We start from the raw sequence: 26418 nt of genomic DNA, 5'->3' as shown, positions 1-26418 counted from the left end.
TGCTCCAGGCAAGGGCATGTCAGCGACGGCCGAGCGGTGAAGCGGACGATCGCGGGCAGACGGCGTAAGTGATCTTCACAGCCGTGGAGACAGCCATGGAGGAGGGGGACCCGCCCGCCGTGACCATGCCCACCCGCCGCATACGCACCGGCAGACGCCTGCGCACCTTCGACCTGCGTGCCACCGCCCTGTTCTTCACCCTCCTCGCGATCGTCCTGATCGTCCTCGCGTTCACCGTCCGCGCGGCGGCCGCCGCCGCCGAGCGCCGCCCGGCCTGGACCGCGGTCCTGTGCCTGGTGGGCACCTCCGCCGTGGTGCTCACCGTACGCCGACACCGCCGCCGGCACCTCACCAGAAGGGCCGCGCACCAGGCCGCCGCCGCACTCCGGGAGGCGACCCGCTCGGCCCTCGACGCCCTGGAGACACCGGTGGAAGAGGCTCCTCTCGCCTTCGCCGGCCCGGTCCCGGCCGCCGCCCCGGCTCCCCGGGACCTCATGCCCGAGCCGGTACCGGCGTACGACATGCCGGCGTACGGCATGCCGGCCGCCGAGGTGCCGGCCGGCGATCTGGTGACGGAGCCCCTGCCCACCGCGTACGGGGCGCCGGTCGACTACGACGCCCTCGACGCCGACGAGTTCGAGCAGGCGGTGGCCGCGCTGTGCGAGCGGGACGGCTGCTCGTCCGTCGAGGTGGTCGGCGGGGCCGGGGACCTCGGCGCCGATGTGCTGGCCGTCGCCCCGGACGGGCGGCGCGTGGTCATCCAGTGCAAGCGCTACTGCGACACCAACCGCGTCGGCTCGCAGGACCTCCAGCGCTTCGGCGGCACCTGCTACACCGTTCACGACGCCGAGGTCGCGGCCGTCGTGACCACCAGCGAATTCACCGCGCCGGCCGCCGAGTACGCCGCGCAGTGCGGGATCGTCTGCGTGGACGGGCAGGCCCTGCGGGCGTGGAGCGAGGGAACCGGGCCCGAGCCCTGGAGCCCGCTCATCACCGGCCTCCCGCCGACGACCCCGCGACCCTGAGCGCGTGGTCCAGGAACCGCCGGGACACCGGGGGCAGCGTCCGCGCGGTGAGGCGGGCGACGCCGATGTCGCGGGCGCCGTGCACATCGGTCAGCTCCAGGTAGCGGACCGGGACGTCCCCCGTCGCCGCCGCGTCCGGTGAGGACGGCACGATCGACACGCCGAGACCCGCCGCGACCAGGCCGCGCAGCGTGTGCACCTCCTCGCCCTCGAACCCGACGAGCGGGGTGAAACCCGCCTGCCGGCACAGCTCCTCGGTCACACCGCGCAGCCCGTAACCCGGCTTGAGCAGGATGAAGGGCTCCCCGGCCACCTCCGCCAGCGGGACCCGGCCCCGCCCGGCCAGGCGGTGCCCGGTGGGCACGGCGAGCCACAGCGGCTCGACCAGCAGCCGCCGCCAGGTGACCAGCGGATGACCGGGGTCACCGCTGGTGATCACCAGATCCGCGGTGGCGTCCAGCAGGTGCTGCAGGAGGCCGTTCTCCTCGTGCTGGTGCAGTTCGAAGCGGACCTGCGGGAAGGTCTCCCGGAACCCGGTGACGAGCCTGGGCACCAGCCAGGTGCCGAGCGTGTGCAGGAAGGCCAGCGACACCACGCCCGCCTCCGGGTCGACGACCTCGGCCACGGCCCGCAGCCCCCGGTCGTAACCGTCCAGGACGGTGTCGACGTGCTCCTTGAAGACCCGCCCGGCGGGGGTGGGCCGCAGCCCGCGGCCGACCCGCTGGAGGAGTTCGGCGCCCACCTCCTCCTCCAGGCGGCGCAGCGCCCGCGACAGAGCGGGCTGGGTGATCCGGGCCTCGGCGGCGGCCTCCGTCACGGTCAGCCCCCCGGCCACCGCCCGGAAGGAACGCAGCACCTGGAGGTCCATCGGGCTCATCCTCCCATCGCGCCCGCCGCGGCGCACCGGACGGCCGGGAGCGTGGCCGGTGCGGCGCCCAGGTTGCGGGCGCTGACCGCGTCGCAGAGCCGCTCCGCCGACGCGATCTCCGCCTCCCAGTCGGGCAGCCGCCGGCCGGGCCGTCCCGGCTCGCCGTGGGCGTGCGCGGCGGCCCGCCGGGCCTCGGCGAGCCGGTGGTAGGCGGTGCGGCGCAGCGCGTGCCGCTCGGCCGGCGGGGCGCCTGCGGGCAGGTCCCGGTAGCGGCGGGCGGCGGCCACGGCGGCCCGCGTGTGCGCGGTGGCCCGGCGGGCGGCGGAGTCCGGCCACAGCGCGAAGTGCGCGACGAGCACGATCGCGGCGGCCAGCGCGGTGTCGAGGATGCGCGCCGCGTACAGCGCCCGGTGGTCGCCGAGCAGGTCGACGAGGACGAACACCACGGCGGTCAGGCCGGTGGTGGCGAGCGCGTAGTGGTGGCGCACCCCGACCGCCATCAGCGCGCCGAAGGCCGCCACGGCGCCGATCAGGACGTACGTGTCGGTCGTCAGCAGCGTCACCGCGCCGATGGCGGCCACCCCGGCGACCGTACCGGCGCAGCGGTGCAGGGCCCGGCGGAGCACCGGGCCGAGGTCGGGCTTGTAGACGAAGGCCACCGTCATGGGGAGCCAGTAGCCGCGCGGCCCGTGCAGCAGCCCGGCGCACAGCTGGGCGCCGAGCACACAGGCGCCCAGCAGCACGGCGTACCGGACCTGGGCCGCCCGCCCGTGCCAGGGCCGCACCGGCAGGCGCGCCGCCGAGGCGTCCGGACGCGGGCGGTCCGACTCCGCGTACAGCGCGGCGAGGGCGCGCAGACCGGGGGAGCCGGCGGCGGCGTGCGGCGCGGTCGGGTCGGGGGCGCCGGTGGCGTCGGCGTGCGGCGCCGTCCGGTCCGGGGCGCCGGTGGCGTCGGCGTGCGGTGCGATCGGGGCGCCGGTGGCGTCGGCGTGCGGTGCGATCGGGTCCGGGGCGCTGGTGGCGGTGGTGTTCGCGGCGTCCGTCCCCGGCAGCAGCCGGGCGGCCATCCGCAGGGGGGTGTCCGTCACGTGGCGGGGGAGCGGGCGGCCCTCCCAGACCAGGGCCGAGGTGATCTCGCCGAGCCGCAGGGCCGTGTCGAAGGCGGCGCGCAGCGCGGCCGGTTCCGTGCCCGGGTCCAGGGGGCGGGCCAGGTGGCGGCCCATCGCCCGGTGGGCGTGGTCGAGAGCGGCGGTGAGCTGCCGGCGCGCGGGTTCGGCCGCGTCGGTCCCGGCCGCGGCCAGCGCCTCGGCGGCGGCCCGGTACACGGCGAGGACGGCGGCCCGTTCGATGGTGTGCCGCCGCCACGGCCACGGCGCGGCGGAGACCACGGCGACCAGGGCCACTCCGGCGAGCAGGGCGAGCGGCGCGTGCCACCACGGCCCCGGCACCGGGATGCCGCTGCCCACGGTGACACCCAGCAGGAGGTGCAGGCCGGCCACGGAGGCGAGGCGCCCGCGCAGGCTGACGGCGCCCGCGAGCAGGGCGGCGGCGACCAGGGCGACGGTCACCGCGGCCGGGTGCCCGCTGCGCAGCGCGAGTTCACCGGCGAGCAGCCCGAGGGCGGCGGACAGCCCCAGGACGGCCAGCCGCCCCACCCGCGGCCGGTAGGGGTCGCCGCCGTCCTGGCTGACCCCCCACAGGGCGCCGATCCCCGCGAGCACGGCCGGGAGCACGTGCCCGGTGCCCACGCCGACCAGCAGCGGCACCGCGAGCGCGGCGGCTCCCCGCGCCGCCGCAGCCAGCGGCACCGGGGTGAGCGGGAGGCCACGCACTGCCTTCATCCGGTGAGCTGCTCCTTCACTGGGGGACGGGGTGGTGCTTCAGGTCACTGGGGGACGGGGTGATGCTTCAGGGCGCTGCTTCAAGGGTTGAACAAGAAGACGCATGCGTCCAATGTCTGATCGGCAAGGAACACATGCGCCACGGGTATGGGAGGCGGGTGCCGTGAGCAGCGGCCGACCGGCAACCGGGTGAGAGGGCGCGCGTCCGGCCGGGCGCCCCCGGCGGACGCGGGCTAGGCTCGGTCACGAGCAGAGCGCCGGAACCTCCGGCAGCCGGCCGCGCGTTGGTGGTCCAAGGCAAGACACCCCGCTTCCCGTGGGGAGATGCAGGTGCAAGCCCTGCCCAACGCTCGTATGCGAGAGTCCCCCTGTCCGGCGCCGGACAGGGGGACTCTCGCATACGCGGGCGCGCTCAGCCGAGGGCGCCGGTGCGCGCCTCGCGCCACAGGTCGACGCCGCTGTCGGTGGCGTACTGGTCGATCTCGGCGAGTTCCTCGGCGGTGAAGTCGGCGTTCTCCAGCGCGGCCACGTTCTGTTCGAGCTGCTCCACGCGCGAGGCGCCGATGACCAGCGAGGTGACGCGCTCGTCGCGCAGCGCCCAGGCGAGCGCCATTTGCGCGAGGGTCTGCCCGCGCCGTGCCGCGATGTCGTTCAGGGCGCGCAGCCGGCGCAGCATGTCGTCCGACAGCCACTCCTGGTCGAAGGAGGTGCCCTGCGCGGCCCGCGAGTCCTGCGGGATGCCGTAGAGGTAACGGCCGGTCAGCAGACCCTGGGCCAGCGCGGTGAAGCCGATGACCCCGAAGCCCTCCTCCTGGGCCGCGTCCAGCAGTCCGTCGGTCTCGATCCAGCGGTTCACCATGCTGTACGACGGCTGGTGGATCAGCAGCGGGGTGCCCAGGTCGCGCAGGATGGCGACGGCCCGGCGGGTGCGCTCGGTGTCGTAGGAGGAGATGCCGACGTACAGGGCCTTGCCCTGGCGGACGGCCGTGTCCAGGGCGCCCATCGTCTCCTCCAGCGGCGTACTCGCGTCCAGCCGGTGGGAGTAGAAGATGTCCACGTACTCCAGGCCCATGCGGTGCAGCGACTGGTCGAGCGAGGCGAGCAGGTACTTGCGGGAGCCGCCGCCCTGGCCGTAGGGGCCGGGCCACATGTCCCAGCCGGCCTTGGTGGAGATCACCAGCTCGTCCCGGTACGGCGCCAGGTCCTGCTTGAGCAGGCGGCCGAAGGTGGTCTCCGCCGAGCCGTAGGGCGGGCCGTAGTTGTTCGCCAGGTCGTGGTGGGTGATGCCGAGGTCGAAGGCGCGCAGCGCGATCTCGCGCTGGGACCGGAACGAGTGGTCGTCGCCGAAGTTGTGCCAGTAGCCCAGGGACAGGACGGGCAGGTCGAGCCCGGAACGTCCGGTGCGCCGGTAGCGCATCGTGCCGTCGTAGCGCTCGGGGTCTGCGGCATAGGTCATCGGGTGTACTCCGGGTGGTGCGAGCCGGGCTGTCCCGCCGGTGCGGCGGGACAGCCCTCACCCTACGGCTCCAGCCGGACCGGCAGTTCGAACAGGTCGTTCTGGGTGACCACCGGCTTGTTGCGCAGCCCGGCCGCCGGGACGGCGAGGTCCAGGCGCGGGAAGCGGGCGTAGAGCGCGGGCAGCGCCACCCCCGCCTCCAGCCGGGACAGGGCCGCGCCCGGGCAGACGTGCGGGCCGTGCCCGAAGGAGATGTGCCGGGTCCCGGAGGCGCGGGTGAGGTCGAAGTCGCCCGCGCCCGGCCCGTGCGCCCGCTCGTCGCGGCCGATCGCCCCGTACGACACGATCAGCGCGTCGCCCGCCGGGATCACCTTGTCGCCGACCGGGACGTCCTCGGTCGCGAACCGGATCAGGACGTGCGAGGTGGGCGTGGAGAACCGCAGCGTCTCCTCGACCACCGCCGGCCAGTCGGCCTGGCCGGACAGCACCAGCGCCCGCTGGTCGGGGTGGGTGGACAGGTTGACCACGGCGTTGACGATCAGCGAGATCGTCGTCTCGTGACCGGCGGCCACCATCAGCTGCAGCGTGGAGACGATCTCCGCGTCGGTCAGGTGGTCGCCGTCCTCGGACGCCAGGATCAGCGCGCTGGTCAGGTCGTCGCCCGGCGCGGCGCGCTTGGCGGCCACCGTCTCGCCCATGATCCGCGCCAGTTCCGTCAGCGTGGCGACGACCTCGGCGGGCGGGGTCTGGGTGGAGAAGAACTTCTCGAACAGCACCTTCAGCCGGGGCAGCCGGTCCTCGGCGATGCCCATGAGGTCGGCGATGACGTACATCGGCAGCGGATAGGCGAAGGCCGCCTTCAGGTCGACGGCACCGCCGTCGGCGGGGAGCGCGTCCAGCAGGTCCTGGGTGAGTTTCTCGATGCGCCCGCGCATCCGCTCCACCCGGCGCGGGGTGAGCGCCTGCGCGACCAGCGTGCGCAGCCGGCGGTGGTCGGCGCCGTCCACGGTGAGCATCGAACGGCCCGGGTTGGCGAGACCGATCAGCGGCCAGTCGGCCGGGATCTCACCGCGCCGCCAGGCCCCCCACACCTCGATGTCCTTCACCAGGCGCGGATCGGTGAGCAGGGCCCTGGCCTCGGCGTGGTGGGTGACGGCCCACACGGGCACACCGCCCGGCAGCTCGACGGCCGCCAGCGGACCGGCCGCGCGCAGCCGGGCGCTCTCGCCGTCCAGGTCCGTGACGAAGGGGTCGAGGGGTATCCGCGTGGACTCCGGGCCGGTCGTCGCTGTGCCGCTCGTCATCTTGACGTGTCTCCCAGGGCAGGGGTCGGAGTGAAGCGCACGGGCAGTTCGGTCAGCCCCCGCAGCCAGGGCGACGGGCGGCGGGTGAGGGACTCGGCGGGCACCGCCAGGTCGATGTCCGGCAGCCGGTCGAGCACCACCTCGATGCCGGTACGCGCGATCACCTCGGCGACCTCCTGCGCGGGGAAGGGGCAGCGGTGCTCGCCGTGCCCGAAGGAGAAGTGGGCGTTGTTGCCGCCGGTCAGGGCCGAACCGTCGGTGCGGACCTGCGGATCGGAGTTGGCGCCCTGCAGCCCGAGCAGCAGCAGGTCGCCGGCGCGGATCCGGCGCCCGCCGAGCTGGGTGTCGCGCGTCGCCCAGCGCCCCGCCACGTTCTGCGTGGGCGTGTCCTCCCACAGCACCTCGTTCATGGCCTCGGCCACGCTGTTGCGCCCGCCGAACAGGGACGCGGCGAACCGGGCGTCGGTCAGCATCAGCCGCAGCGAGTTGCCGATCCAGTCGGCGGTCGGCTGGTGGCCGGCCGCCAGCATCACCATCAGGTCCTGGGCGACCTCCTCGCCGGTGAAGCCGCCGGTGTCCGCGAGCATCCGCGAAACCACGTCGTCGGCCGGACGCGCCGCCCGGTCGGCCAGCAACCGCCCCATGGAGGAGGCCAGGTGCTGCTGCCCCGCGATCGCCCGCTCCCGGCCGTCGATCATGTCGTTCAGCGAGGTGACCAGGGCCGGGCCGTCCTCGTCGGCGAAGCCGTAGAGCCGCGCGAGGACCCGTACCGGCAGCAGCATCGCGTAGTCGGAGACCAGATCGGCCGCGCCCTCCGCGCACACCGCGTCGATCAGCTCGTCCGCGAACCGCTCGGCGTGGCGGCGCAGTTCGGCGGGCTCCACCGCCTCCAGCGCGTTACTGATCATCGCGGCGCGCTCGCGGTGCCGTTCCCCGACCGTGTACAGGATGGACGGCTGCTTGCGGCCGATCATGGGCAGCAGCGGCCAGTCCTCGGGGATGTCCGCCCACTGGTTCCACAGGTCGGAATCGCGGCTGAACAGCGCCGGGTCACCGGTGACCTGGTGCAGTTCCCGGTAGCCGAGGACCAGCCAGGCCGGGACGTCGCCGTCGAGCAGGACCGGGGTGACGGCTCCGTGGTCGCGCCGCATCTCCCGGTACAGGACGGCGGGTTCGGTCTGGAACCGGGGGCCGCTGAGCGGGACGGCGTCGGGGATCACACGAACTCCTGTCGGGGCGCGGCCGTCTGCGCGGCGGCCTGCCCGGCGTACTCGTTCTTCAGGTGCTGCACGAGGCTGATCAGCACCTGCTTGGCGGACTCCCGCGAGCGGGCGTCGCAGTCCACCAGCGGCACTCGCGGGTCGAGGTCGAGCGCGTCGCGGATCTCGGCGTGCGGGTGGCGCGGGCCACCGAAGTCGTTGCAGGCCACGATGAACGGCGTGCCGTGGTGCTCCAGGCGGTCGATGGCGTACCAGGAGTCACCGATGCGGCGGGTGTCGACGAGGACGACCGCGCCCAGTGTGCCCGAGAACAGCCGGTCCCACAGGAACCAGAACCGCTCCTGGCCGGGCGCGCCGAACAGGTACAGCACGTTGCGCGCATCCAGCGTGATGCGGCCGAAGTCGAAGGCGACGGTGGTGGCGGTCTTGCCGCGCACCCGGCTGACGTCGTCGACGGACTCGCCGGCCTGGGTCATGGTCTCCTCGGTGTTGAGGGGACGTATCTCGCTGACCGAACGGACCAGCGTGGTCTTGCCGACGCCGAAACCGCCCACGACGACGATCTTCAGACCGTTGTCGGCGGAGGCACCCAACGGGGTGCGCGCGTCAGAGGTTGCGGAGTCCAACGAGCACCTGCTCCAGGATGTCGGGGTCGTAAACGGCTGCCTTGCGCGGATGGCGGGCGCTGACCCGGCCCGCCGCCAGCAGGTCGCACAGCAGCACCTTGATGATGCTCACGGGCAGCCGCAGCTCGGCGGCCAGCTCCACCACGGCCGTGGGGGACTCGGCCAGCCGGAGGATCGCGGCGTGCTCGGACTGCATGCCGGGCGCCGGCGCCGACTCCGCCACGACCAGGGTGACCAGGTCGAAGGGGCTGTCGGGGCCGGTGCCGGTGCGGCCGCCGGTGATGGTGTACAGACGGTCCGGGGCGTCGTCCCTGCCGGGCCGGCTCATGACGTACGAGGCTGGGCCGTCAGGTACTCGCCGAGCTGTTCCACCAGCTCGCTCATGGTGTGCCCGACGAGCCCGGCGTCGGCGTCCTCGGTGGTGACGACGGCGAGGTGGGCGCCCTCACCGGCCTCGACGATGAACAGCACGCCGCCGTAGAACTCGGTCATCGCCGAGCGCACCCCGCCGCTGCCGTCGCCGAACTCGGCGGACGCGCCGTGGGACAGCGACTGGATGCCGGCGGCGATCGCGGCGAGCTGGTCGGCCTGGTCGACCGTCAGTTCCGGGGTGCGGCACAGCTTCAGTCCGTCACGGGACAGCACGAGCGCGTGCCGCGCGCCCGGAGTCCGCTCCAACAGGCCCTCCAGGAGCCAGGTGAGCTGGTCGTCGGCGGTGGTCTGGCCGGTCATGAAGTGGGGTCGCCTTCCGGGTGCGCGTGCGGGTGTGACGGGGGGCCGGCCGGTGCGGCCGGGGAGGCGGCGTCGCCATCGGTGTCCGGCCGGGGGGCGGCGGCCTCGGGCGGGGCCGTGGGCTCGGAGGTGGTGGCGCGCACGGCCTGGCGGAAGCTGCCGAACCGGGCGGCGCGGGCCTTGACGTCGTCGCCCGAGGTGCCGCGCGGGGCCGGCGTGCGGGTGGCGGAACGGGCCCGCTCCGCGGCGGCGAGGGTACGGCCCCGGCGCCGCCTGGGCAGCCCGCCGGGCCGCTCGGCCGTGTCACCGTCCGTCCCGTCGGGGGAGAGGCCGTGCTCGGGGGACGGGGTGGCGGAAGGAGTGGTTCCGTACGCGCCGGGCGGGGTGTCGGCGGGGGTGGCCCCGTACGCGGGGGCCGGCGTGGTTCCGTACGGAGAAGCCGTGGTGGCGGAAGGGGTGGTTCCGTACGCGCCGGCCGGGGTGGCGGCGGAAGCGTCGTCGTGTCCGGGGGCCGGGGTGTCCGCGCCGGCGGTCCCGTACGCGGGGGCCGTGGCGTCGGCGGGTGTCCCGTACGCGGGCGCCGGGCCGGTGGGTGCCGGTCCGGTGGCCGGCGGGGCGGTGCCGGCGCCGGGGGCGGCGGGCAGCGCACGGGGGCCGTCCCCGCCCCTCTCGGCCCGGTCCTTCGGCGGCGCGTCCGCGGGCCGGGGACCGGCGGGGGCGGGGCTGGTCAGGATGTCCTGCGGGACGAGCACCAGCACTCCGGTGCCGCCCCGCGCGGACGGCCGGAAGGACACCTTCAGGCCGTACTTGCGGGCCAGCCGCCCGACGACGGCCAGGCCGAGCCGGGTGCCGGTGAGGCCGCCGAGTTCGGTGACGTCGCCGGACACCGCCCGCTCGGCGCGGTTCAGTTGCACCTCGCCCATGACGAGCCCGCTGTCCTCCACGGACACGATGAGCCCGGCGGGCACCTCCTCGACGTAGACGTGCACCTCGGAGGTGGGCGGCGAGAAGTTGGCCGCGTTGTCGAGCAGTTCGGCCAGCGCGTGCATCACGCCCTCGGCGGCGTGCCCGGCGACGGCGGTCTCGCCGGCGGCGTGGACGCGCACCCGGCGGTAGGCGCTGATCCGGCCCATCGCGCCGCGCAGGATCGACTCCACCGGGATGGGCCGGGCCCAGCGGCGGCCCGAGCGCGCGCCGGTGAGCACGGCGACCGAGTCGGCGAGCCGGCCGGCCTGCGCCGTGCGGTGGTCCAGGTGGAGCAGGTCGGCGAGGACCTCCTCGTCGGTGTGGCGTTCCTCCATGGCGCGCAGGTCGGCGAGCATGGCGGTGGTCAGGGCCTGCATGCGCCCGGCCGCGTTGGAGGTGGCGGAGACCGCCGCGTCGCGGGCCCGGGTGGCGCGCTCCAGTTCACCGGCGAGACGGGCGTTCTCCTGCCGGACCTGGTCGAGTCCGTGCGCGGCGGCTTCTTCGACGCGGGCCCGCTCGTGTGCGAAGGACTGCGAGAACTCGGCGTGCTGACGGGCGAGTTCGCCGGTCAGGCGCTGCCGTTCGCGCTGCGCCTCCTCGGCTGTCCGGTGGCGTTCCTGGGCCAGGCGTTCGGCGTCCTGGGTCACCGTGTGCAGCCGGTGCCGCAGGAGCCGGGCCGTCTGCGTGGCGCGTACGGCCAGGAACACCACGACGACCAGGACGGCGGCCGCCAGGCCGGCCCCCCAGGCCAGCGGGGTGCGTACCGGGGCGGGTGCCGCCGCCACCGCTCCCGCGACCGCGGCGACAGACACGACGGTGGTGAGGGCGGGGAGCGGGACGAGTGTGCGGACGGTGGGTCGCTCGCCGGAAGGCGTGGGCGCGGTCATCAATCGGGTCCTCGGGCGGCCGCGGCTCCGTCGAGAGCGGCCATCGGTCGGGTCCTCGGGCAGGCCCTGACAAGTGGCAGGTGTCGTGTGGTGCTCAATTGCCGGTCACTATACGAGCCTTACTGATCAAATTGAAAAGGTCTCGGTTATATCTCCCGGCCCTGGAGCCTACTTCGCGGTGCCGGGCGTGCCGGGCCGGGGGCGGAGTGCCCGGCGGTAACTCCCCGGCACCGGATTTCCCCGGCCGCCTGTCCGGGTGGGGATCATTGCCTAGCATGTGGTCCGTCACGCTCCGCTCGACCTGGGGAGGACGGCATGCGGGTGCCCGGCTCCGGTGGTCTGCGCCGGCCCGGACCGTGGGTCGTGGCCGGGCCGGCCCTGGCGGTGGTGCTCGCCGTGGCGGGCGCGGTCGCCCTCACCCGTACCGGGCACGACCCGGCCCCGGCGGCGGCCGGCCCCCCGCGCACCACCGTCGAGGTGTCAGCGGGCCGCTGCGGCCGCGGCTGGGACGATCCGGTGCCCGGCGTCCAGGTCTTCGACCTGCACAACACCTCCGGCGCCGCCGCCGAGGTCTACCTGGAGGACCCGGCCGGCCACGCCGTCTACGGGGAGGTCGAGGACATCGGCCCCGGCACCACCCGGCCGCTGACCGTACGCCTGGGCAAGGGCGCGTACGCCTTCCGCTGCGTGCCCGAGGACGCCGACGCGGTCATGGGACCCACGGTCCGCCTCGACCGGGGCCGCGGCGGCCCGGCCGCGGCCCCGGTCACCCAGCACGACCTGATCCCCCCGGCGCTCGACTACCAGAAGTGGGTGGCCGGCGGCCTGGAGCGGGCGGTACGCCTGGCCGGGGAGCTGGGGGACGCCGTCGGCCGCGGCGACCTCGCCGGGGCCCGTACGGCCTGGCTGCCCGCGCATCTGCAGTACGAGCGGCTCGGAGCGGCGTACGACGCCTTCGGGGACGCCGACGCGCAGATCAACGGCACCGACGCCGGGCTGCCCGGCGGCGTCCACGACCCCGCGTTCACCGGCTTCCACCGGATCGAGTACGGGCTGTGGCACGGCGAGTCCGCCCGCACCCTGCGCGCCCCGGCCGCCGCCCTCGCGCACGCCCTCACCGCGCTGCGCGACACCTGGGCGCAGGCCCGGATGGACCCGGCCCAGCTCGGCCTGCGCGCCCACGAGATCCTGGAGAACACCGTGCAGTTCGAGCTGACCGGCCGGACCGACTACGGCAGCGGCAGCAACCTCGCCACCGCCCGTGCCAACCTCGACGGCACCCGCGCCGTGCTGGCCCGGCTGCGCCCGCTGCTCACCGGCCGGTACGCCGGACTCCCCGGCCTGGACCGCGGGATGGACCGCGCCCAGGCCCTCTTCGACGGCCTCCGCGACGGGGACCGCTGGACGGCGCCGGCCCGGCTGAGCCGCACCCAGCGGGAGCGGGCCGACGCGGCACTGGGCGACCTGGTGGAGCGGCTGGCCTCGGTGGCCACCCTGTGCGACCCGCGGAGGACGGCGTGAGCGAGGGCGACAGCGGGCGGCGCGCTCCGGCCGGGGCGCTGGGCCGGCGCCGCTTCCTGCGGGGCGCGGCGCTCACCGGCGCCGGACTCGCCGCGGGCGGCGCCGCCGGTGACGTCCGCCCGGCGGCACCGCCCGCGGCGAGTCCGGCGGTCGGGGCCGCCGGCGCGGGCCTCACCGGATACGGCCCCGCGACCCCGACGCTCGCCCCGTTCCACGGCCGCCACCAGCAGTCGGTGCTCGCCGCCCCGCGCCGGTCCGCCGCGTTCGTCGCCTTCGACGTCACCGCGGCCGACCGCGCCGAACTGGCCGACGTACTGCGCACGGTGACCGACCGGGCCCGGTTCCTGACCTCCGGCGGCACCCCCGAGCCGGTGGGCATCACCGGGCCGCCCGCCGACTCCGGCCTCCTCGGCGCCATCCTGCCCCCGGGCGCGCTGGCGGTGACCGTGGGCGTCGGCGCCGCGCTCTTCGACGACCGGTTCGGACTCGGCACCCGGCGCCCGCGCCGGCTCCGGGCCATGCCGTCCTTCCCCGACGACGACCTGCGGCCCGAGTGGTGCCACGGCGACCTCAGCCTGCACCTGCACGCCGACGCCCCGGACACGGTCCTGCACGCGCTGCGCGACATCGCCCGGCACACCCGCGGCGCGCTCCAGGTCCGCTGGCGCCTGGACGGCTTCACCGGCCCGCCGCGCCCGTCCGGCACCCCGCGCAACCTGCTGGGCTTCAAGGACGGCACGGCCAACCCGGACCCCGGCGACGCCCGGGAGACGGACCGCCTGGTGTGGGTCGGGCCGGGCGCCGGCGAACCGGACTGGGCGGTCGGCGGCAGCTATCAGGTCGTCCGGCTGATCCGCATGCTGGTGGAGTTCTGGGACCGGGTCTCGCTCGGTGAACAGGAACGCATGATCGGCCGGGCCCGGGAGTCGGGCGCGCCCCTGGACGGCGACACCGAACAGGACACCCCGGACTACGCCCAGGACCCCAAGGGCGACGTCATCCCGCTGGACGCCCACATCCGCCTGGCCAACCCGCGTACCGCCGCCACCGACGGCGAGCGCGTCCTGCGCCGCGCCTACAACTACGACCGGGGCACGGACGACAACGGCAACCTCGACATGGGTCTGCTGTTCTGCTGCTACCAGCAGGACCTCGCCCGTCAGTTCGAGGCCGTGCAGCGGCGCCTGGCGGGCGAACCGCTCACCGACTACGTCAAGCCGTTCGGCGGCGGCTACTTCTTCGCCCTGCCCGGGGTGCGGGACACGGCGGACTGGTACGGCCGGGCCCTCCTCGGCTGACCGGTCCGCGGACCGACCGGTCCACCGGCCGACCGGTCCACCGGTGGTGCCCCGGAGGCGACTTGATCGTGTACGAGCGGTTTGCTCCTCCGTTCGGTCAATAGACAGTCAAAACATAGCTCGCCTTCCCTGACCCGGTCTTCCCGCACGGGTCATCATGGCCGCTGCGCCACAGCGCCGCCCGACCCGCGGCGCGTCCCGGGCCGTACGCCGCGGACCCGGTCCTGCCCGGAAGGTGGACCCAGATGGCCAGCAGGGGAAGACGAGCGACGCTACGGAGTCTCGGGGCGCTGGCCGGCGCCGCGGCGCTCACCGTCCTGGGCGGCGCCACGCCCGGCCGGGCCGCCGGATCCGGCGGCCACGGCGGACACCCGGCCACGGCGACACCCATCCAGCACGTGGTCGTCCTCTTCGACGAGAACATCTCCTTCGACCACTACTTCGCCACCTATCCCAAGGCCGCCAACACCGACGGCACGAAGTTCACCGCGGCCAGGAACACCCCCCGGGACATCGACACCCTCGCGCACGCCGGACTCCTTGAGCACAACCCCAACCAGTACACGCCCAAGCGGCTCACCCCCGGCCAGGCGGTGACCTGCGACCAGAACCACTCCTACGGGCCCGAGCAGTACGCCTACAACGGCGGCCGGGCCGACCGGTTCGTGCAGAACACCGAGGTCGACAAGTGCAGCGGCGGCCTGTTCGGCGAACCGGGCCTGGTCATGGACTACTACGACGGCAACACCGTCACCGCGATGTGGAACTACGCCCAGCACTACGCCCTGAGCGACCGTTCCTTCGGCTCCAGCTACGGCCCGTCCACCCCCGGCGCCGTCAACCTGGCCTCCGGCCAGACCCACGGGATCATCTCGGTGGACCCGGCCTCCGGCACCGAGCACCCCCGCCAGACCGCCACGCCCGACCCGTCGGTCGTCAAGTCGCCCGACGCGCACGGCGTGGGCACGATGATCAACGACCCGGACCCGGCCTTCGACGACTGCGCGGGCAAGAACCACACCAGCTCCGACGCGCTCGCCGTGATGAAGGGCCGCAACATCGGCGATCTGCTCGACGCGAAGGGCGTCAGCTGGGGCTGGTTCCAGGGCGGCTTCCGGCCGACCACCGCGTGGAGCGGCGAGCAGGGCGAGTACGCGAAGTGCGACGCCGCGCACGCCAACGTGGGCGGCGCCCGGTCCGTCGACTACAGCCCGCACCACGACCCGTTCGCCTACTACGCGTCGACGGCCAACCCGCACCACCTGCCGCCCCGCGACGTCGCCGAGATCGGCCACGCCGGGCGGGCCAACCACAACTACGACCTGACCGACCTGACCGCCGCGCTCAAGGCGGGCCGGCTGCCGGCCGTCAGCTTCGTCAAGGCGCCCTCCTACCAGGACGGGCACGCCGGGTACTCCGACCCGGTCGACGAACAGCACTTCCTGGTCGGCCAGATCAACGCGATCCAGAGTGCGCCGCAGTGGAGGTCCACCGCGATCGTCATCGCCTACGACGACTCCGACGGCTGGTACGACCACGCCTACGCCCGGGTGCGCAACGGCTCGGCGGACACCGCGCCCGGCTCCAACGGCAAGGCCACCGACGCTCCCGCCTGCCAGGCCGGGCCGAAGGCGGCCGGCGGCTACCAGGACCGCTGCGGCCCCGGCACCCGCCAGCCACTGCTGGTCATCTCGCCGTACAGCAAGGTCAACAAGGTCGACCACACCCAGACCGACCAGGCGTCGGTCATCCGCTTCATCGAGGACAACTGGCACACCGGGCGGATCGGCGACCACTCCTTCGACGCCACCGCCGGACCGCTCACCGGCATGTTCGACTTCCGCCACCCCAACGGCAGGCAACTGCTGCTGAACACCGACGGCTCGGTCAAGTCCCTAGGCCCGATCCGCGCCGTGGCACCGGTGGCCACCGGGATCACGCCCGGCCCGGCCTTCGAGAACGCGGCGGCGGCCACCGACACCACCGCCTTCCCGGTCCTCCCGGTGGGCATCGGTGCGGGCGCGCTGCTGGCGGCCGGGGCCACCGGCACCTTCCTCGTACTGCGCCGCAGGTCGCGCGGCCTCTCCTAGGCCAGTAGCCCCGAGCCCGGCGCACCAGGGCCGCCCCGCTGCCGGCGGGGCGGCCCTCGTCGTGCGCCTCGGTGTGCGGTCAGGGCTGGAGCGGCATCGTCAGGCAGTTGGACGGGGCCGGCCTGCCCGACAGGCGGTCGGTCAGCCAGGAGACGGCCGCGCCCTGGTCGGTGAGCAGCGGGCCGAAGTGGTTGAGCAGGGGGCTGACGACGTTCGGCAGGACGACCGGCGCGTAGGTGACGTCGGCGCCCTTGCGGCACCAGTCGACGGCGAGCTGCCGCGCCTGGCCGTGCGGGACGAGGTTGTCGTTGACCCCGGTGGCCACGCGGACCGGTCCGGCCGGCTTGAGCCTGCCGATGCGCTGGGTGTCGAGGAAGGCCCGCAGGGTGGGATCGGCGGCGATGATGGCGCCGAGGCTCTGCCCGTCGGTCGTCCACTTGGCGCTCTTGGCGTACCCGTAGTGGAGGATCGCGTCGCCCACGCACATGGTGGACAGATCGGCCAGCGCGGCCTTGCCGGCCGGGTTGAGGTGGGCCTCGGCGATCGGCCTCAGCTCCGGGTCGGTCTGCAGGAAGCCGTTGAGCGACCAGCCGAGGGCACCGGCCAGTTCGCTGCCGTCGATGCCCTTGGTGACCTCGGCCAGGTCGGCGGGCGGTGCGCCGGAGTAGGTGCCGGCCAGGGTGACGTCTGGCGCGTAGGAGGGCTGGAGTTCGGCGGCGGCCGCGGTGGCGCCGCCGCCCTGGCTGTAGCCGAACAGCCCGACGCGCGAGGCCGCGGTGACCGTCGCGCCGGTGACGGTGCGGGCGGCGCGGGCGGCGTCCAGGACGGCGTGGGCCTCGTCGACGCGGTTGACGTAGGTGTGCAGCCGGTCGGTGGCGCCCAGGCCCACGTAGTCGGTGACCACGACCGCGGTGCCCTCGGCCAGCAGCCGGTAGATGGACAGGTCCTCGTAACCGACGGACACCGTCTGGCCGTTGAGCGACAGCGGGTGCTCCAGGCCGAGGGAGGCCGCGCACTGGTCGCCCTGGCCCATGGTGCCCGGCGCGACGACGACCAAGGGACGCGGCCCGGAGCCCTGCCAGCGGGCGGTGGGCTCGATGTAGGCGCCGGTGACGGCCACCGGGCCGCCGTTCGCGTCGGTCGACTTGTACATCAGCCGGGTGGCCCGGCCGGGCAGCGGCCCGTTCAGGCTGGGCAGGCTGAGGGCGAGGGGCAGCGGCTCGCTGCGGATCAGGGTGCCGTCCGCGGCCGGCAGGTCGGCGGGCGGGTTGTAGAACTCGGGGATGGTGACGCCCCGGGACACCACGGAGCCGGTGGCCGCGGTGGCAGTGGCGGGGAGAGCCTGGACGCCGAGACATGAGGCGGCGAGGACCGCCGCGGCGAGCAGACGTCTGCGCGCGGGCATGGGGGAACCTCCTGGGGTGAGGCCGGGCACGTGGCTGGGAGTGACTGACGCGACCGTACTCACCAGGGGTTACCCCGGGTAGCAGGCGGTAGGTTACGGTTCAGTAATTTGACTCAGCGTCTAATAAGCCGCCGCTGCCCGTCACCGGGCGTCAGCCCCCCCGGCCGTCCTGCCCTCCGCCCCCGGTCCGTCCGTCCCGGGCCCGCCCCCGGAACTCACCAGGCCATCTCGTCGAGCAGCAGCGCCGCGTCCAGCTCGGGCGCGCCGCCCAGGGTCTGCTCCGCCCAGATCACCTTGCCGTTCGCCACGTAGCGCGTCCCCCACCGGTCCGCGAACTGCGAGACCAGGAACAGCCCGCGGCCCCCTTCGTCGGTCGTGGCCGCGCGGCGCAGCCGCGGCGAGGTGTTGCTGCCGTCCGACACCTCGCACACCAGGGTGGTGCTGCCCAGCAGGATCCTGACCCGCACCGGCGGAGCGCCGTAGCGGATCGCGTTGGTGAGCAGTTCGCTGAGGATCAGCTCGGTGGCGAAGGCGGAGTCCTCCAGCTCCCAGTCGCGCAGCCGGCGGCTCACGTCGGTGCGGAGCCGGGAGACCGCGCTGGCGTCGAAGGGCACGTCCCAGACCGCCACCCGGGACGGGTCCAGCAGCCGGGTGCGGGCGACCAGCAGGGCCACGTCGTCGCTCGGGTGCTGCGGCAGCATGGTCTCCATCAGGGCCCGGCAGGTCTCCTCCGGCGTCTGGTCCGGGTGGGCCACGGCCGCACCGAGCAGCGCGAGGCCCTCGTCGATGTCACGCCGGCGGTCCTCGACCAGACCGTCGGTGAACAGCACCAGCCGGCTGCCCTCGGGCAGGTCCAGTTCCCCCGCCTCGAAGGGGTGCCCGCCCACGCCCAGCGGGGGAGACAGGGGCAGGTCGGGGAAGGTCACCCGGCCCAGCGGGTCCACCACGGCCGGCGAGACATGCCCGGCGCGCGAGAAGGTGCAGCGCCCGCCCACCGGATCGTAGATGGCGTACAGGCAGGTCGCCCCGGTGACCTGCGCGCCCTCGCCGTCCGCTCCCTCGCTCTGGGTGTCCAGGCGCATCACCATCTCGTCCAGGTGGCCGAGGAGTTCCTCCGGCGGCAGGTCGAGGGAGGAGAAGTTGAGCACCGCCGTGCGCAGCCGGCCCATCGTCACCGCCGCGTGCAGCCCGTGCCCCACCACGTCCCCGACCACCAGCGCCACCCGGAAACCGGGCAGCGGTATCACGTCGAACCAGTCGCCGCCCACCCCGGACTGGGCCGGCAGATAGCGCCACGCCACCTCCAGCGCGTCCTGCTCGGGCAGGTCCCGGGGCAGCAGGCTGCGCTGCAGGGTGACGGCCATCGCGTGCTCACGGGAGTAGCGGCGCGCGTTGTCGATCGCCACGGCCGCCCGGGCGCCCAGCTCCTCCGCGACCGCGACGTCCTCCTCCTCGAAGCGCGGCGTACCGGCACCCCGCCAGAAGTTGACCATGCCGAGCACCACGCCCCGGGCCCGGAGCGGCACGGTGATCAGCGAATGGATGCCCGACTCCAGCACCCGCTGCGAACCCTCCGGGTCCTGGGCCCGCCAGTCCGCGGCCAGGCGCAGGTCCGGCACCAGCACGGCCTTGCCGCGCCGCAGCGCCGCCACCATCGGGGTGTCGGCCACCACGAACTGGATCAGGTCGCCCACCGGTTGCAGGGGGTGGGCGGTGCGCGACCCGAGCAGCGCGGTGCGGCGCATCCGGTGCACCGCGCCGGTCGGCTCCTCGCCCTGGAGCACCGCCTCCAGGAGTTCCACGGTGACCACGTCCGCCAGCCGCGGCACCGCCACCTCGGCCAGCTCCCGCGCGGTGCGCCGGACGTCCAGCGTGGTGCCGATCCGCACCCCGGCCTCGTACAGCAGGGTCAGCCGGCCCCGGGCCATCTCGGCCCGCCCCGACAGCGCGCGCAGCTCGGTGGTGTCCCGGAAGCTGGCCACCAGGCCCGGCGCGTCGCCGTAGGGCTTGGTGCGCCGGGTGTTGACCGCGAGCAGCCGGTCCCCGGCCGGGCGCACCTCGTCGGAGACGATCTCGCCCGCCACCAGCATCCGGGTCAGCCCCGGTTCCAGGCCCAGCTCGGTGACGTGCCGCTGGTCGGCGTCCGGCGGCAGATCCAGGAGGCGGCGCGCCTCGTCGTTGGCGAGCAGCAGCCGGCCGTCGGCGCCGACGATCAGCACGCCCTCGCGCACCGCGTGCAGCACCGCGTCGTGGTGTTCGTACATCCGGGTCATCTCGGCCGGGCCGAGACCGTGGGTCTGCCGGCGCAGCCGCCGGCTGACGAGCGCGCTGCCCGCGGTCGCGAGCGTGAGGGCCAGCCCGGCCGACCCGAGGACCATGGGCACCTGCTGGTCCAGCAGGTGCCCCAGGTTCTCCACCTGGATGCCGGCGGTGACCACGCCGACCACCCGTCGGCTCCCGTCCAGGACGGGCACCACGGCACGGACCGCGTCGGCCGGCTTGCCGTGGAAGGTGTCGGTGAACGTCTCGCCCGCGACCGCCCGGCTGACGTCCATCGCCTTGGTGCCGATCAGCTGCGGCTGGGTGTCGGAGACGCGGACGCCCTTCGTGTCGAGCACGGAGATGAAGTCGACGCCGGAACCGGCCGCCGCCTGCGTGGTGGGCGTCTGCAGCAGTTTCGTCGCGTCCGGCGACTGGAGGGCGAGGGCGGTGCCGGGGGCGTGCGCGAAGGACTCGGCCGCGGCCAGCGAGCGCTGCCGGGCGCTGTTCTCGCCGTCGTAGCGCCCTTGCAGGACCAGCGCGGCGGCCGCCGCGGCGATGAGCACCAGGACGACGATGACCTGGAGCAGGAACACCTGCGCGGCCAGCGTGCCGAGACTCCAGGACGACGGGAAGCGGCGTCCGGGGGAACGCCGCGGCCTCGGACGGGAGGACGGATCAGCTGACCGCCGGCCGCCGGCCGGCGCCGCCGCCTCCGACCGGGACCGGCGGGAACGTCCGATCATGCTCCCAGTTCTAACACTGCGCTCGCCCGCCGGGCGACCGGTGTGCCCGGTTCTGTCCCTTCGGCGGGCAGCCGGACGGCGCAGCGCCGCGCCGCGCAGGACTCCGCCCCCTGCCCGGTGCCGTACGGCCCCGCCCCGTCACCCGGCGCCCCTGCCGGGAATCTGCTGTTCCGCCCAGATGGTCTTGCCGAGGCCGCCGTAGCGGGTGCCCCAGCGCTGGGCGACCTGGGCGACCAGGAACAGGCCCCGTCCGCCCTCGTCCGTGGTGCGGGCGCGGCGCAGGTGCGGGGCGGTGCTGGCGCCGTCGGACACCTCGCAGATGAGGCTGCTCTCCAGGATCAGGCGCAGCCCGATCGGGCCGCAGGCGTGCCGCAGGGCGTTGGTGAGCAGCTCGCTGACGATCAGTTCGGTGGTGAAGGCCAGCGGCTCAAGGCCCCACCGCGCCAGCTGCCCGGCGACGTGCTCGCGCGCCCCGCGCACGGCCGCCGGATCGGCGGGCACCTCCCAGGAGGCCACACGGTCGGCGGCGAGGACATGGGTGCGGGCGATCAGGAACGCCACGTCGTCGCGGGGGCGGTCGGGCAGCAGCGTGCGGACCATGACGTCGCAGATCTCCTCCAGCGGCCGGTCCGGATGGGCCAGGGTGAAGCACAGGCGTTCCATGCCCGTGTCGACGTCCCGGTCCGACGCCTCGATCAGGCCGTCCGTGTAGAGGGCGATGACACTGCCCTCCTCCACGGCCACCTCGGCCGACTCGAACGGCAGGCCGCCGAGCCCGAGCGGCGGACCGGCGGGGATGTCGGGGAACTCCACGGGTTCGCTCAGATGCGCGATGAGCGGGCTGGGATGCCCGGCGCGGGCCACGGTGATCCTGCGGGCGACGGGATCGTAGACGGCGTACACGCAGGTCGCGCCGATCACGGTGGTGTCCCCGTCGGCCGCCTCCGCCTCGTCCGACAGGCGCACCACCAGATCGTCGACGCGGGCCAGCAGCTCGTCCGGGGCCAGGTCCAGGTCCGCCAGGGTCTGCACGGCCGCCCGCAGCCGCCCCATGCTGGCCGCCGCGTGGAGCCCGTGGCCGACCACGTCGCCCACCACGAGCGCCACCCGGGCGCCGGAGAGCGGGATGACGTCGAACCAGTCGCCGCCCACCCCCGCCTCGGCGTCGGCCGGCAGATACCGGAAGGCGACCTCGACGGCACTGTGCTCGGGCAGCGCCGGCGGCAGCAGGCTGGTCTGGAGGGTCAGCGCCGCCTGGTGCTCCCGGGTGAAGCGCCGGGCGTTGTCCACGCACACGGCGGCCCGCGCCACCAGCTCCTCGACCAGCAGCTGGTCGTCCTCGTCGAACGGGACGGGATTCCTCCAGCGCAGCAGGGTGACCACGCCCATGGTGATGCCGCGCGCCCGCAGCGGGACCACCAGATGGGTGTGCACGCCGAGCCGGATCATCTTCCGCCAGCGGTCCGGGTCGTCGGCCAGCCAGGGCGTCGTGGCGCTCACCGGCTCGCGCAGCGGCCTGCCGGTGGCCAGGCAGCGCCGCTGGGGCGAGCGCGCCGGGTACCGGGTGGGCTCGCCGGGTTCGACGATCACCTCGGGCCCGCTCTTGCGGACCGACTGATGGACCGCCCGGCGCAGCGTGGGCGGGCGGCGCGCCGCCGGGCCCCGGGCCCCGGCCTCCTGGACCACGTCCAGGAGGTCCACCGCCACGAAGTCGGCGACCTGCGGGACGACCACCTCCGCCAGCTCGCACACGGTACGGTCCAGGTCCAGCGTGGTCCCGATGTGCTCGGAGGCGGCGTTCAGCAGCGCGAGGCGTTCCCGTGCCGGGTCCTGGCCGGGGAGGTCGAGGGCTGCGTAGCAGACGCCCAGCGGCCGGCCGGAACCGTCCCGCAGCGGGGTGAAGGCACGCAGCCGGGCCCGGCCCGCGGGCGGACCGCCGGCCGGGCCCGGCCGGGCGGGCAGGGGTTCCAGGGTGACCCCGCACCGCCCGGAGGCCAGTGCCTGCCGGGCCGCCCTGGTCACCACGGGCGGCACACCGCCGGCGCCGTCGGGCGTGCTCGCGCCGTCGCCACCGGACCGCGGGCGCGCGGAGGGCGGGCCGCCGGTCCGCGGGTGCGCCGAGGAGGAGGCCGAGGAGGACAAGGAGTCCTCCCGCATGGCGCTCAGCGCCCGGTTCGTCCACCGGTACCGCAACCGCGTGTCCAGCAGCGCGACACCGATCGAGGACTCCTCCAGCAGGCCGCGCGCGACCTCGCGGTACGTCTCCCGCCGGCGCAGGTCCGCCGCGTCGCACCCGGTCAGGAGCCACTCGGGCGCGCCGGAGGCGGAGGTGAGCGGGCAGATCCGGACGGCCAGCCGCAGGGTGTGGCCCGCGCGGTGGCGGACGGTGACCACCGTGTCCCGGTCGTGGTGGATCTGGCGCAGGCGGCGGAGCACGGCGGCCGGGTCGCCGTCCGGCAGCAGGGCCGCCACCGGCCGTCGCAGCACCTCGGAGGCGGGGTGCCCGGTCAGGTCCTGGGCGCCGCTGCTCCAGCGCGCCACGAGTCCCCCGGCGTCGACGACCGCCACGGCCGCGGACGTGACGGTCGTGGGGCCGAGCGGGACGTCCCGGTGCGCCCTGTTCCCCGCGCGGCTGACCCCCATGCTGTCATCCCCATCCATGGGCAGGACCCCACGCCACATTTTCGCATCGGGGGGCGCGTCCCGCCCGCCCGGAGGGAAGCGGCGGGAGAGAAGGCGGGCGGGGCGCGGCGGGCTACGCCTTCCGTCCCAGCGCGGCCAGCGCCCCGTCGGTCAGCCGGTACACCGACCACTCGTCCTGCGGCCGGGCGCCCAGGGACTCGTAGAAGTCGATGGTGGGGCGGTTCCAGTTCAGCACCGACCACTCCAGGCGCTCGTAGCCCCGGGCCACGCACAGGCGGGCCAGCTCGGTCAGCAGGGCCTTGCCGTGGCCGCCGCCGCGGGCCTCGGGACGGACGTACAGGTCCTCCAGGTGGATGCCGTGCACTCCGCGCCAGGTGGAGAAGCTGAGGAACCACAGCGCGAAGCCCGCGACCTCGCCGTCCGCGTCCTCGGCGATGTGCGCGAAGGCCGCCGGGTGCTCGCCGAACAGTGCCTCGGCCAGCTGCTCCGGGGTGGTGCGGACCTCGTCGAGCGATTTCTCGTACTCGGCCAGTTCACGGATCAGGGCGTGGATGACGGGCACGTCGGCGAGGACCGCGGTACGGATCATGGGCGCAGTGTCACACACCGCCCCCGCCGGGTCCGGGCCGTGTCCGCCCTGCGGGACGGCGGCGGCCCGGCCCCCGTCGGACGGGGACCGGGCCGCGTGCGGTGAGCCGGTCGGCCGGCTGGTGATGGGCCGGTGGACGCGGTCAGACCGCCGGTGCCGGGAACGTCGGGTACTCGACCCCGGAGACGTACTGGACGACCCGGATGACCTGGCAGGAGTAGCCGAACTCGTTGTCGTACCAGAGGTAGAGGATCGCGTTGTCGCCCTCGACCTTGGTGGCGCCGGCGTCGACGATCGAGGCGTGGCGCGAGCCGATGAAGTCGCTGGAGACCGCGTCGGGCGCGCTGGTGAAGTCGATCTGGCGCTTGAGCGGCGAGGTCAGCGAGACGTTGCGGAGGTAGTCGAGGACCTCCTCGCGGTCGGCCTCGCGCCCGAGCTGGAGGTTGAGGATGGCGATCGAGACGTCCGGTACCGGGACGCGGATGGAGCTGCCGGTGATCCGCGCCTTCAGCTCGGGCAGCGCCTTGGTGACGGCCGAGGCGGCGCCGGTCTCGGTGATCACCATGTTGAGCGGCGCGGAACGGCCCCGTCGCTCGGACTTGTGGTAGTTGTCCAGCAGGTTCTGGTCGTTGGTGAACGAGTGGACGGTCTCCACGTGGCCGCGCAGCACGCCGTACTCGTCGTCCATCGCCTTCAGCGGCGGGACGATCGCGTTGGTGGTGCAGGAGGCGCAGGACAGGATCCGCTCGTCCGGCTTGACGGTGTCGTGGTTGACGCCGTGCACGATGTTGGGGACGTCGCCCTTGCCCGGCGCGGTCAGCACCACCTTGTCGATGCCGGGGCGCAGGTGCTTGGACAGCCCCTCGCGGTCCCGCCACTTGCCGGTGTTGTCGATGAGGATGGCGTCCTTGATCCCGTGCGCCGTGTAGTCCACCGACGTGGGGTCGTCGGCGTAGATCACCTTGATCGCGTTGCCGTTCGCGACGATCGTGCTGCTCGCCTCGTCGACGGTGATCGTGCCCTGGAACTGCCCGTGGATGGAGTCGCGGCGCAGCAGCGAGGCGCGCTTGACGATGTCCTGCTCGCCGCCCCCGCGCACCACGATGGCGCGCAGCCGCAGTCCGTTGCCCGAGCCGGCCTTCTCGATGAGCAGCCGGGCGACGAGCCGGCCGATGCGGCCGAAGCCGTACAGGACGACGTCGCGTCCCTCCCGGCGCTCGGCCTTGGCGTCGCCGGTGGCGCCGGCCACGGCCTCGGCGGTGAACTCCGCGACCGTCAGGCCCCGGTCGTCGGCCCGGTACGTCTCGGCCAGCAGGCCGACGTCGATCTGCGACGGACCGAGGTCCAGCGTGGTGAGCGCCCGCACGAACGGCAGCGTCTCGGTGACCGACAGCTCCTCGCCGGCGATCTGCCGGGCGAACCGGTGGGTCTTGAGGATGCTCACCACCGACTTGTTCACCAGGGAGCGGCTGTGCAGCAGGACGGTGACGTCCCGCTCCCTGTGCAGCTTCCCGATCATCGGGATCATCGACTCCGCGATCTCCTCGCGGTGCTTCCAGTTGGTGAACGAGTCGTCGTTGACAGTCACAGGTTTCTCTTTCGAGCTAGGTGGCGCTCATATGCTAACCCCATGATCTGTCGGGCTTTCACGGGGGTCCCGCGCGGAGGTTTCACGGGGGTCCCGCGCAGGGGTTTGGTACTGGCGTTCGACGTGCGTTAAGAAAGCGCCAGGGACCGATCAAGGCAGGGGAGGGGCTCGTGACGCGGCCGGAGGCGCCCGAGGACCATCTGGCGGGCTACACCCGGATCCTGGCCGACGCGTGCCGGACCGGCCGCCGGCTGAGCCGGGACGAACGGGAGTCGCTGCGGGCCGCCGGGGAGCGCGCGGCGGCGGCCGGGCACGGCCTGCGCACCCTGGTGAGCCGGCACCTGGCGGCGGCCAGGACACTCTCCGCCGCCCTGGCACCGGCCGGCGTGGAGCGCGTCCTCACCGTGGTGGAACAGGCCCTCGACGCGTTCGCCGAGGGACACGAGCGGGCCCAGAAGTCCGCCATGCGGCAGGAGGCCGCCGACCGCCGCGAGTTCATCGACGACCTGCTCTACGGCCGCAGCGACCTCGGCCGGCTCGCCGAACGCGCCGAACGCTACGGCCTGCTCTTCTCCCGCGCCCACGCGGTGGCCGTCGCCCAGGGCGCCGAGCCCGTCGACGACACCCACCCGGCGGCCCGGCGGGTCGAGACCTCGGTGCTCGCCCGGTTCGGGGACCGCCGCATCCTGCTCACCACCAAGGACGGCCGGCTCGTCTGCGTCGCCCCCGGCGACCAGGCCGACGTCCTCGCGTTCTTCGCCAAGCACGCCCACGCGGCCACCGACGGCGGCCGGGTCGCCATGGGCCGCCCGCACCACGGCGCCGGGGGAGTGGTCCACTCCTACGAGGAGGCCCTCAACGCCCTCGACCTCGCCGACCGCCTCGACCTCCAGGAGCCGGTGCTGCGCGCCGCGGACCTCCTCGTCTACCCCGTCCTGACCCGGGACCGGCAGGCCATGGCCGATCTGGTCCGCGACACGCTCGGCCCGCTGCGGGGCGCCCGCGGCGGCCCCCAACCGCTCCTGGACACGCTGACCGCCTACTTCGACGCGGGCTGCACGGCCGCGGAGGCGGCACGCCGGCTCAGCCTCAGCGTGCGCGCGTTCACCTACCGCCTCGAACGCATCCACCAGCTGACCGGCGCCGATCCGGCCGACCCCGTGCACCGCTACACGCTGCAGACCGCTGTCATCGGCGCACGCCTGCTCGGCTGGCCCGACCACGAGGTGTGAGGCGCGCACCTCGTGGTCGGAGCGGGGGGTGCGTATCGGACCGGAGTGGGAGCGCGTACCGGACCGGAGCAGGGGCGGACCGGACCGGAGTGGGAGCGCGTACCGGACCGGAGCAGGGGCGG

19 protein-coding genes are annotated in these 26418 nt (G+C 74.5%); 5 read left to right on the top strand and 14 right to left on the bottom strand.

The window, feature by feature from the left end; all coding sequences use genetic code 11:
* Positions 1-119: 119 nt before the first annotated feature.
* Positions 120-1025, top strand: coding sequence for a restriction endonuclease (locus ABZ858_RS17435; protein ID WP_361378843.1), 906 nt, complete (start codon positions 120-122; stop codon positions 1023-1025).
* On the opposite strand, the gene ABZ858_RS17430 is transcribed toward ABZ858_RS17435, so the two are convergent.
* From ABZ858_RS17430 to ABZ858_RS17390, 9 genes are all read right to left on the bottom strand, one after another.
* Positions 991-1902, bottom strand: a complete 912-nt coding sequence (locus ABZ858_RS17430; protein ID WP_361378405.1) for a LysR family transcriptional regulator — start codon at positions 1900-1902, stop codon at positions 991-993. The genes ABZ858_RS17435 and ABZ858_RS17430 overlap by 35 nt on opposite strands.
* Positions 1899-3734: an FUSC family protein gene (locus ABZ858_RS17425; protein WP_361378402.1), complete on the bottom strand. Its 1836-nt coding sequence runs from the start codon at positions 3732-3734 to the stop codon at positions 1899-1901. The genes ABZ858_RS17430 and ABZ858_RS17425 overlap by 4 nt, the downstream gene beginning before the upstream one ends.
* Positions 3735-4146: 412 nt before the next feature.
* Complete coding sequence (mgrA, locus tag ABZ858_RS17420) at positions 4147-5190, bottom strand: L-glyceraldehyde 3-phosphate reductase (RefSeq protein WP_361378399.1); 1044 nt, start codon at positions 5188-5190, stop codon at positions 4147-4149.
* 62 nt (positions 5191-5252) lie between these two features.
* Positions 5253-6494, bottom strand: a complete 1242-nt coding sequence (locus tag ABZ858_RS17415; RefSeq protein ID WP_361378396.1) for a cytochrome P450 — start codon at positions 6492-6494, stop codon at positions 5253-5255.
* On the bottom strand, positions 6491-7714 hold the full coding sequence (locus tag ABZ858_RS17410) for a cytochrome P450 (protein WP_361378393.1): 1224 nt from the start codon (positions 7712-7714) through the stop codon (positions 6491-6493). Before ABZ858_RS17410 ends, ABZ858_RS17415 begins: the two co-directional genes overlap by 4 nt.
* Entirely contained in the window at positions 7711-8307 is a 597-nt protein-coding gene (locus tag ABZ858_RS17405) for an ATP/GTP-binding protein (RefSeq protein WP_361378840.1), read from the bottom strand. The genes ABZ858_RS17410 and ABZ858_RS17405 overlap by 4 nt, the downstream gene beginning before the upstream one ends.
* Before the next feature lie 13 nt (positions 8308-8320).
* The gene (locus ABZ858_RS17400; RefSeq protein ID WP_361378390.1) at positions 8321-8668 is read right to left on the bottom strand and encodes a DUF742 domain-containing protein; all 348 of its coding nucleotides are present in this window, start codon (positions 8666-8668) and stop codon (positions 8321-8323) included.
* Positions 8665-9072, bottom strand: coding sequence for a roadblock/LC7 domain-containing protein (locus ABZ858_RS17395; RefSeq protein ID WP_361378387.1), 408 nt, complete (start codon positions 9070-9072; stop codon positions 8665-8667). The genes ABZ858_RS17400 and ABZ858_RS17395 overlap by 4 nt, the downstream gene beginning before the upstream one ends.
* Positions 9069-10925 carry an ATP-binding protein gene (locus tag ABZ858_RS17390; protein WP_361378384.1) on the bottom strand — a complete coding sequence of 619 codons (1857 nt, stop codon included), beginning with the start codon at positions 10923-10925 and terminating at the stop codon, positions 9069-9071. The genes ABZ858_RS17395 and ABZ858_RS17390 overlap by 4 nt, the downstream gene beginning before the upstream one ends.
* A 315-nt stretch (positions 10926-11240) precedes the next feature.
* Between ABZ858_RS17390 and ABZ858_RS17385 the strand changes: the two genes are divergently transcribed.
* The 3 genes from ABZ858_RS17385 (at position 11241) to ABZ858_RS17375 (ending at position 15834) form a co-directional block, all read left to right on the top strand.
* The gene (locus ABZ858_RS17385) at positions 11241-12446 is read left to right on the top strand and encodes an EfeM/EfeO family lipoprotein (protein WP_361378381.1); all 1206 of its coding nucleotides are present in this window, start codon (positions 11241-11243) and stop codon (positions 12444-12446) included.
* The gene (efeB, locus tag ABZ858_RS17380) at positions 12443-13744 is read left to right on the top strand and encodes an iron uptake transporter deferrochelatase/peroxidase subunit (protein ID WP_361378378.1); all 1302 of its coding nucleotides are present in this window, start codon (positions 12443-12445) and stop codon (positions 13742-13744) included. Before ABZ858_RS17385 ends, efeB begins: the two co-directional genes overlap by 4 nt.
* 245 nt (positions 13745-13989) lie before the next feature.
* Positions 13990-15834: an alkaline phosphatase family protein gene (locus ABZ858_RS17375; protein WP_361378375.1), complete on the top strand. Its 1845-nt coding sequence runs from the start codon at positions 13990-13992 to the stop codon at positions 15832-15834.
* 79 nt (positions 15835-15913) lie between these two features.
* On the opposite strand, the gene ABZ858_RS17370 is transcribed toward ABZ858_RS17375, so the two are convergent.
* From ABZ858_RS17370 to ABZ858_RS17350, 5 genes are all read right to left on the bottom strand, one after another.
* On the bottom strand, positions 15914-17239 hold the full coding sequence (locus ABZ858_RS17370; RefSeq protein ID WP_361378372.1) for a lipase family protein: 1326 nt from the start codon (positions 17237-17239) through the stop codon (positions 15914-15916).
* Between the two features lie 215 nt (positions 17240-17454).
* The gene (locus tag ABZ858_RS17365; protein ID WP_361378369.1) at positions 17455-20244 is read right to left on the bottom strand and encodes a SpoIIE family protein phosphatase; all 2790 of its coding nucleotides are present in this window, start codon (positions 20242-20244) and stop codon (positions 17455-17457) included.
* A 138-nt stretch (positions 20245-20382) separates the two neighbouring features.
* Positions 20383-22887 (bottom strand): SpoIIE family protein phosphatase, encoded by a 2505-nt coding sequence (locus ABZ858_RS17360; protein ID WP_361378366.1) that lies wholly within the window; start codon positions 22885-22887, stop codon positions 20383-20385.
* 112 nt (positions 22888-22999) lie between these two features.
* Positions 23000-23476: a GNAT family N-acetyltransferase gene (locus ABZ858_RS17355; protein WP_361378363.1), complete on the bottom strand. Its 477-nt coding sequence runs from the start codon at positions 23474-23476 to the stop codon at positions 23000-23002.
* Positions 23477-23618: 142 nt separating this feature from the next.
* Positions 23619-25064, bottom strand: a complete 1446-nt coding sequence (locus ABZ858_RS17350) for a glyceraldehyde-3-phosphate dehydrogenase (protein ID WP_361378360.1) — start codon at positions 25062-25064, stop codon at positions 23619-23621.
* Between the two features lie 170 nt (positions 25065-25234).
* Here ABZ858_RS17350 and ABZ858_RS17345 point away from each other — a divergent pair, with 170 nt between their 5' ends.
* On the top strand, positions 25235-26296 hold the full coding sequence (locus tag ABZ858_RS17345) for a helix-turn-helix domain-containing protein (protein WP_361378357.1): 1062 nt from the start codon (positions 25235-25237) through the stop codon (positions 26294-26296).
* Positions 26297-26418 lie beyond the last annotated feature (122 nt).

Source organism: Streptomyces sp. NPDC047017, assembly GCF_040644175.1.
In the GTDB taxonomy this organism is placed as follows: Bacteria; Actinomycetota; Actinomycetes; order Streptomycetales; family Streptomycetaceae; genus Streptomyces.
The sequence above is the reverse complement of the archived record's forward strand: the minus strand, read 5'-3'. Positions and strand labels throughout refer to the sequence as shown.

Coding starts and splice junctions, on each gene's coding strand:
- ABZ858_RS17430 (WP_361378405.1), bottom strand. CDS start 1,902: ATGAGCCCGATGGACCTCCAGGTGCTGCGTTCCTTCCGGGCGGTGGCC.
- ABZ858_RS17425 (WP_361378402.1), bottom strand. CDS start 3,734: ATGAAGGCAGTGCGTGGCCTCCCGCTCACCCCGGTGCCGCTGGCTGCG.
- mgrA (WP_361378399.1), bottom strand. CDS start 5,190: ATGACCTATGCCGCAGACCCCGAGCGCTACGACGGCACGATGCGCTAC.
- ABZ858_RS17415 (WP_361378396.1), bottom strand. CDS start 6,494: ATGACGAGCGGCACAGCGACGACCGGCCCGGAGTCCACGCGGATACCC.
- ABZ858_RS17400 (WP_361378390.1), bottom strand. CDS start 8,668: ATGAGCCGGCCCGGCAGGGACGACGCCCCGGACCGTCTGTACACCATC.
- ABZ858_RS17395 (WP_361378387.1), bottom strand. CDS start 9,072: ATGACCGGCCAGACCACCGCCGACGACCAGCTCACCTGGCTCCTGGAG.
- ABZ858_RS17390 (WP_361378384.1), bottom strand. CDS start 10,925: ATGACCGCGCCCACGCCTTCCGGCGAGCGACCCACCGTCCGCACACTC.
- ABZ858_RS17385 (WP_361378381.1), top strand. CDS start 11,241: ATGCGGGTGCCCGGCTCCGGTGGTCTGCGCCGGCCCGGACCGTGGGTC.
- ABZ858_RS17375 (WP_361378375.1), top strand. CDS start 13,990: ATGGCCAGCAGGGGAAGACGAGCGACGCTACGGAGTCTCGGGGCGCTG.
- ABZ858_RS17370 (WP_361378372.1), bottom strand. CDS start 17,239: ATGCCCGCGCGCAGACGTCTGCTCGCCGCGGCGGTCCTCGCCGCCTCA.
- ABZ858_RS17365 (WP_361378369.1), bottom strand. CDS start 20,244: ATGATCGGACGTTCCCGCCGGTCCCGGTCGGAGGCGGCGGCGCCGGCC.
- ABZ858_RS17360 (WP_361378366.1), bottom strand. CDS start 22,887: ATGGGGGTCAGCCGCGCGGGGAACAGGGCGCACCGGGACGTCCCGCTC.
- ABZ858_RS17355 (WP_361378363.1), bottom strand. CDS start 23,476: ATGATCCGTACCGCGGTCCTCGCCGACGTGCCCGTCATCCACGCCCTG.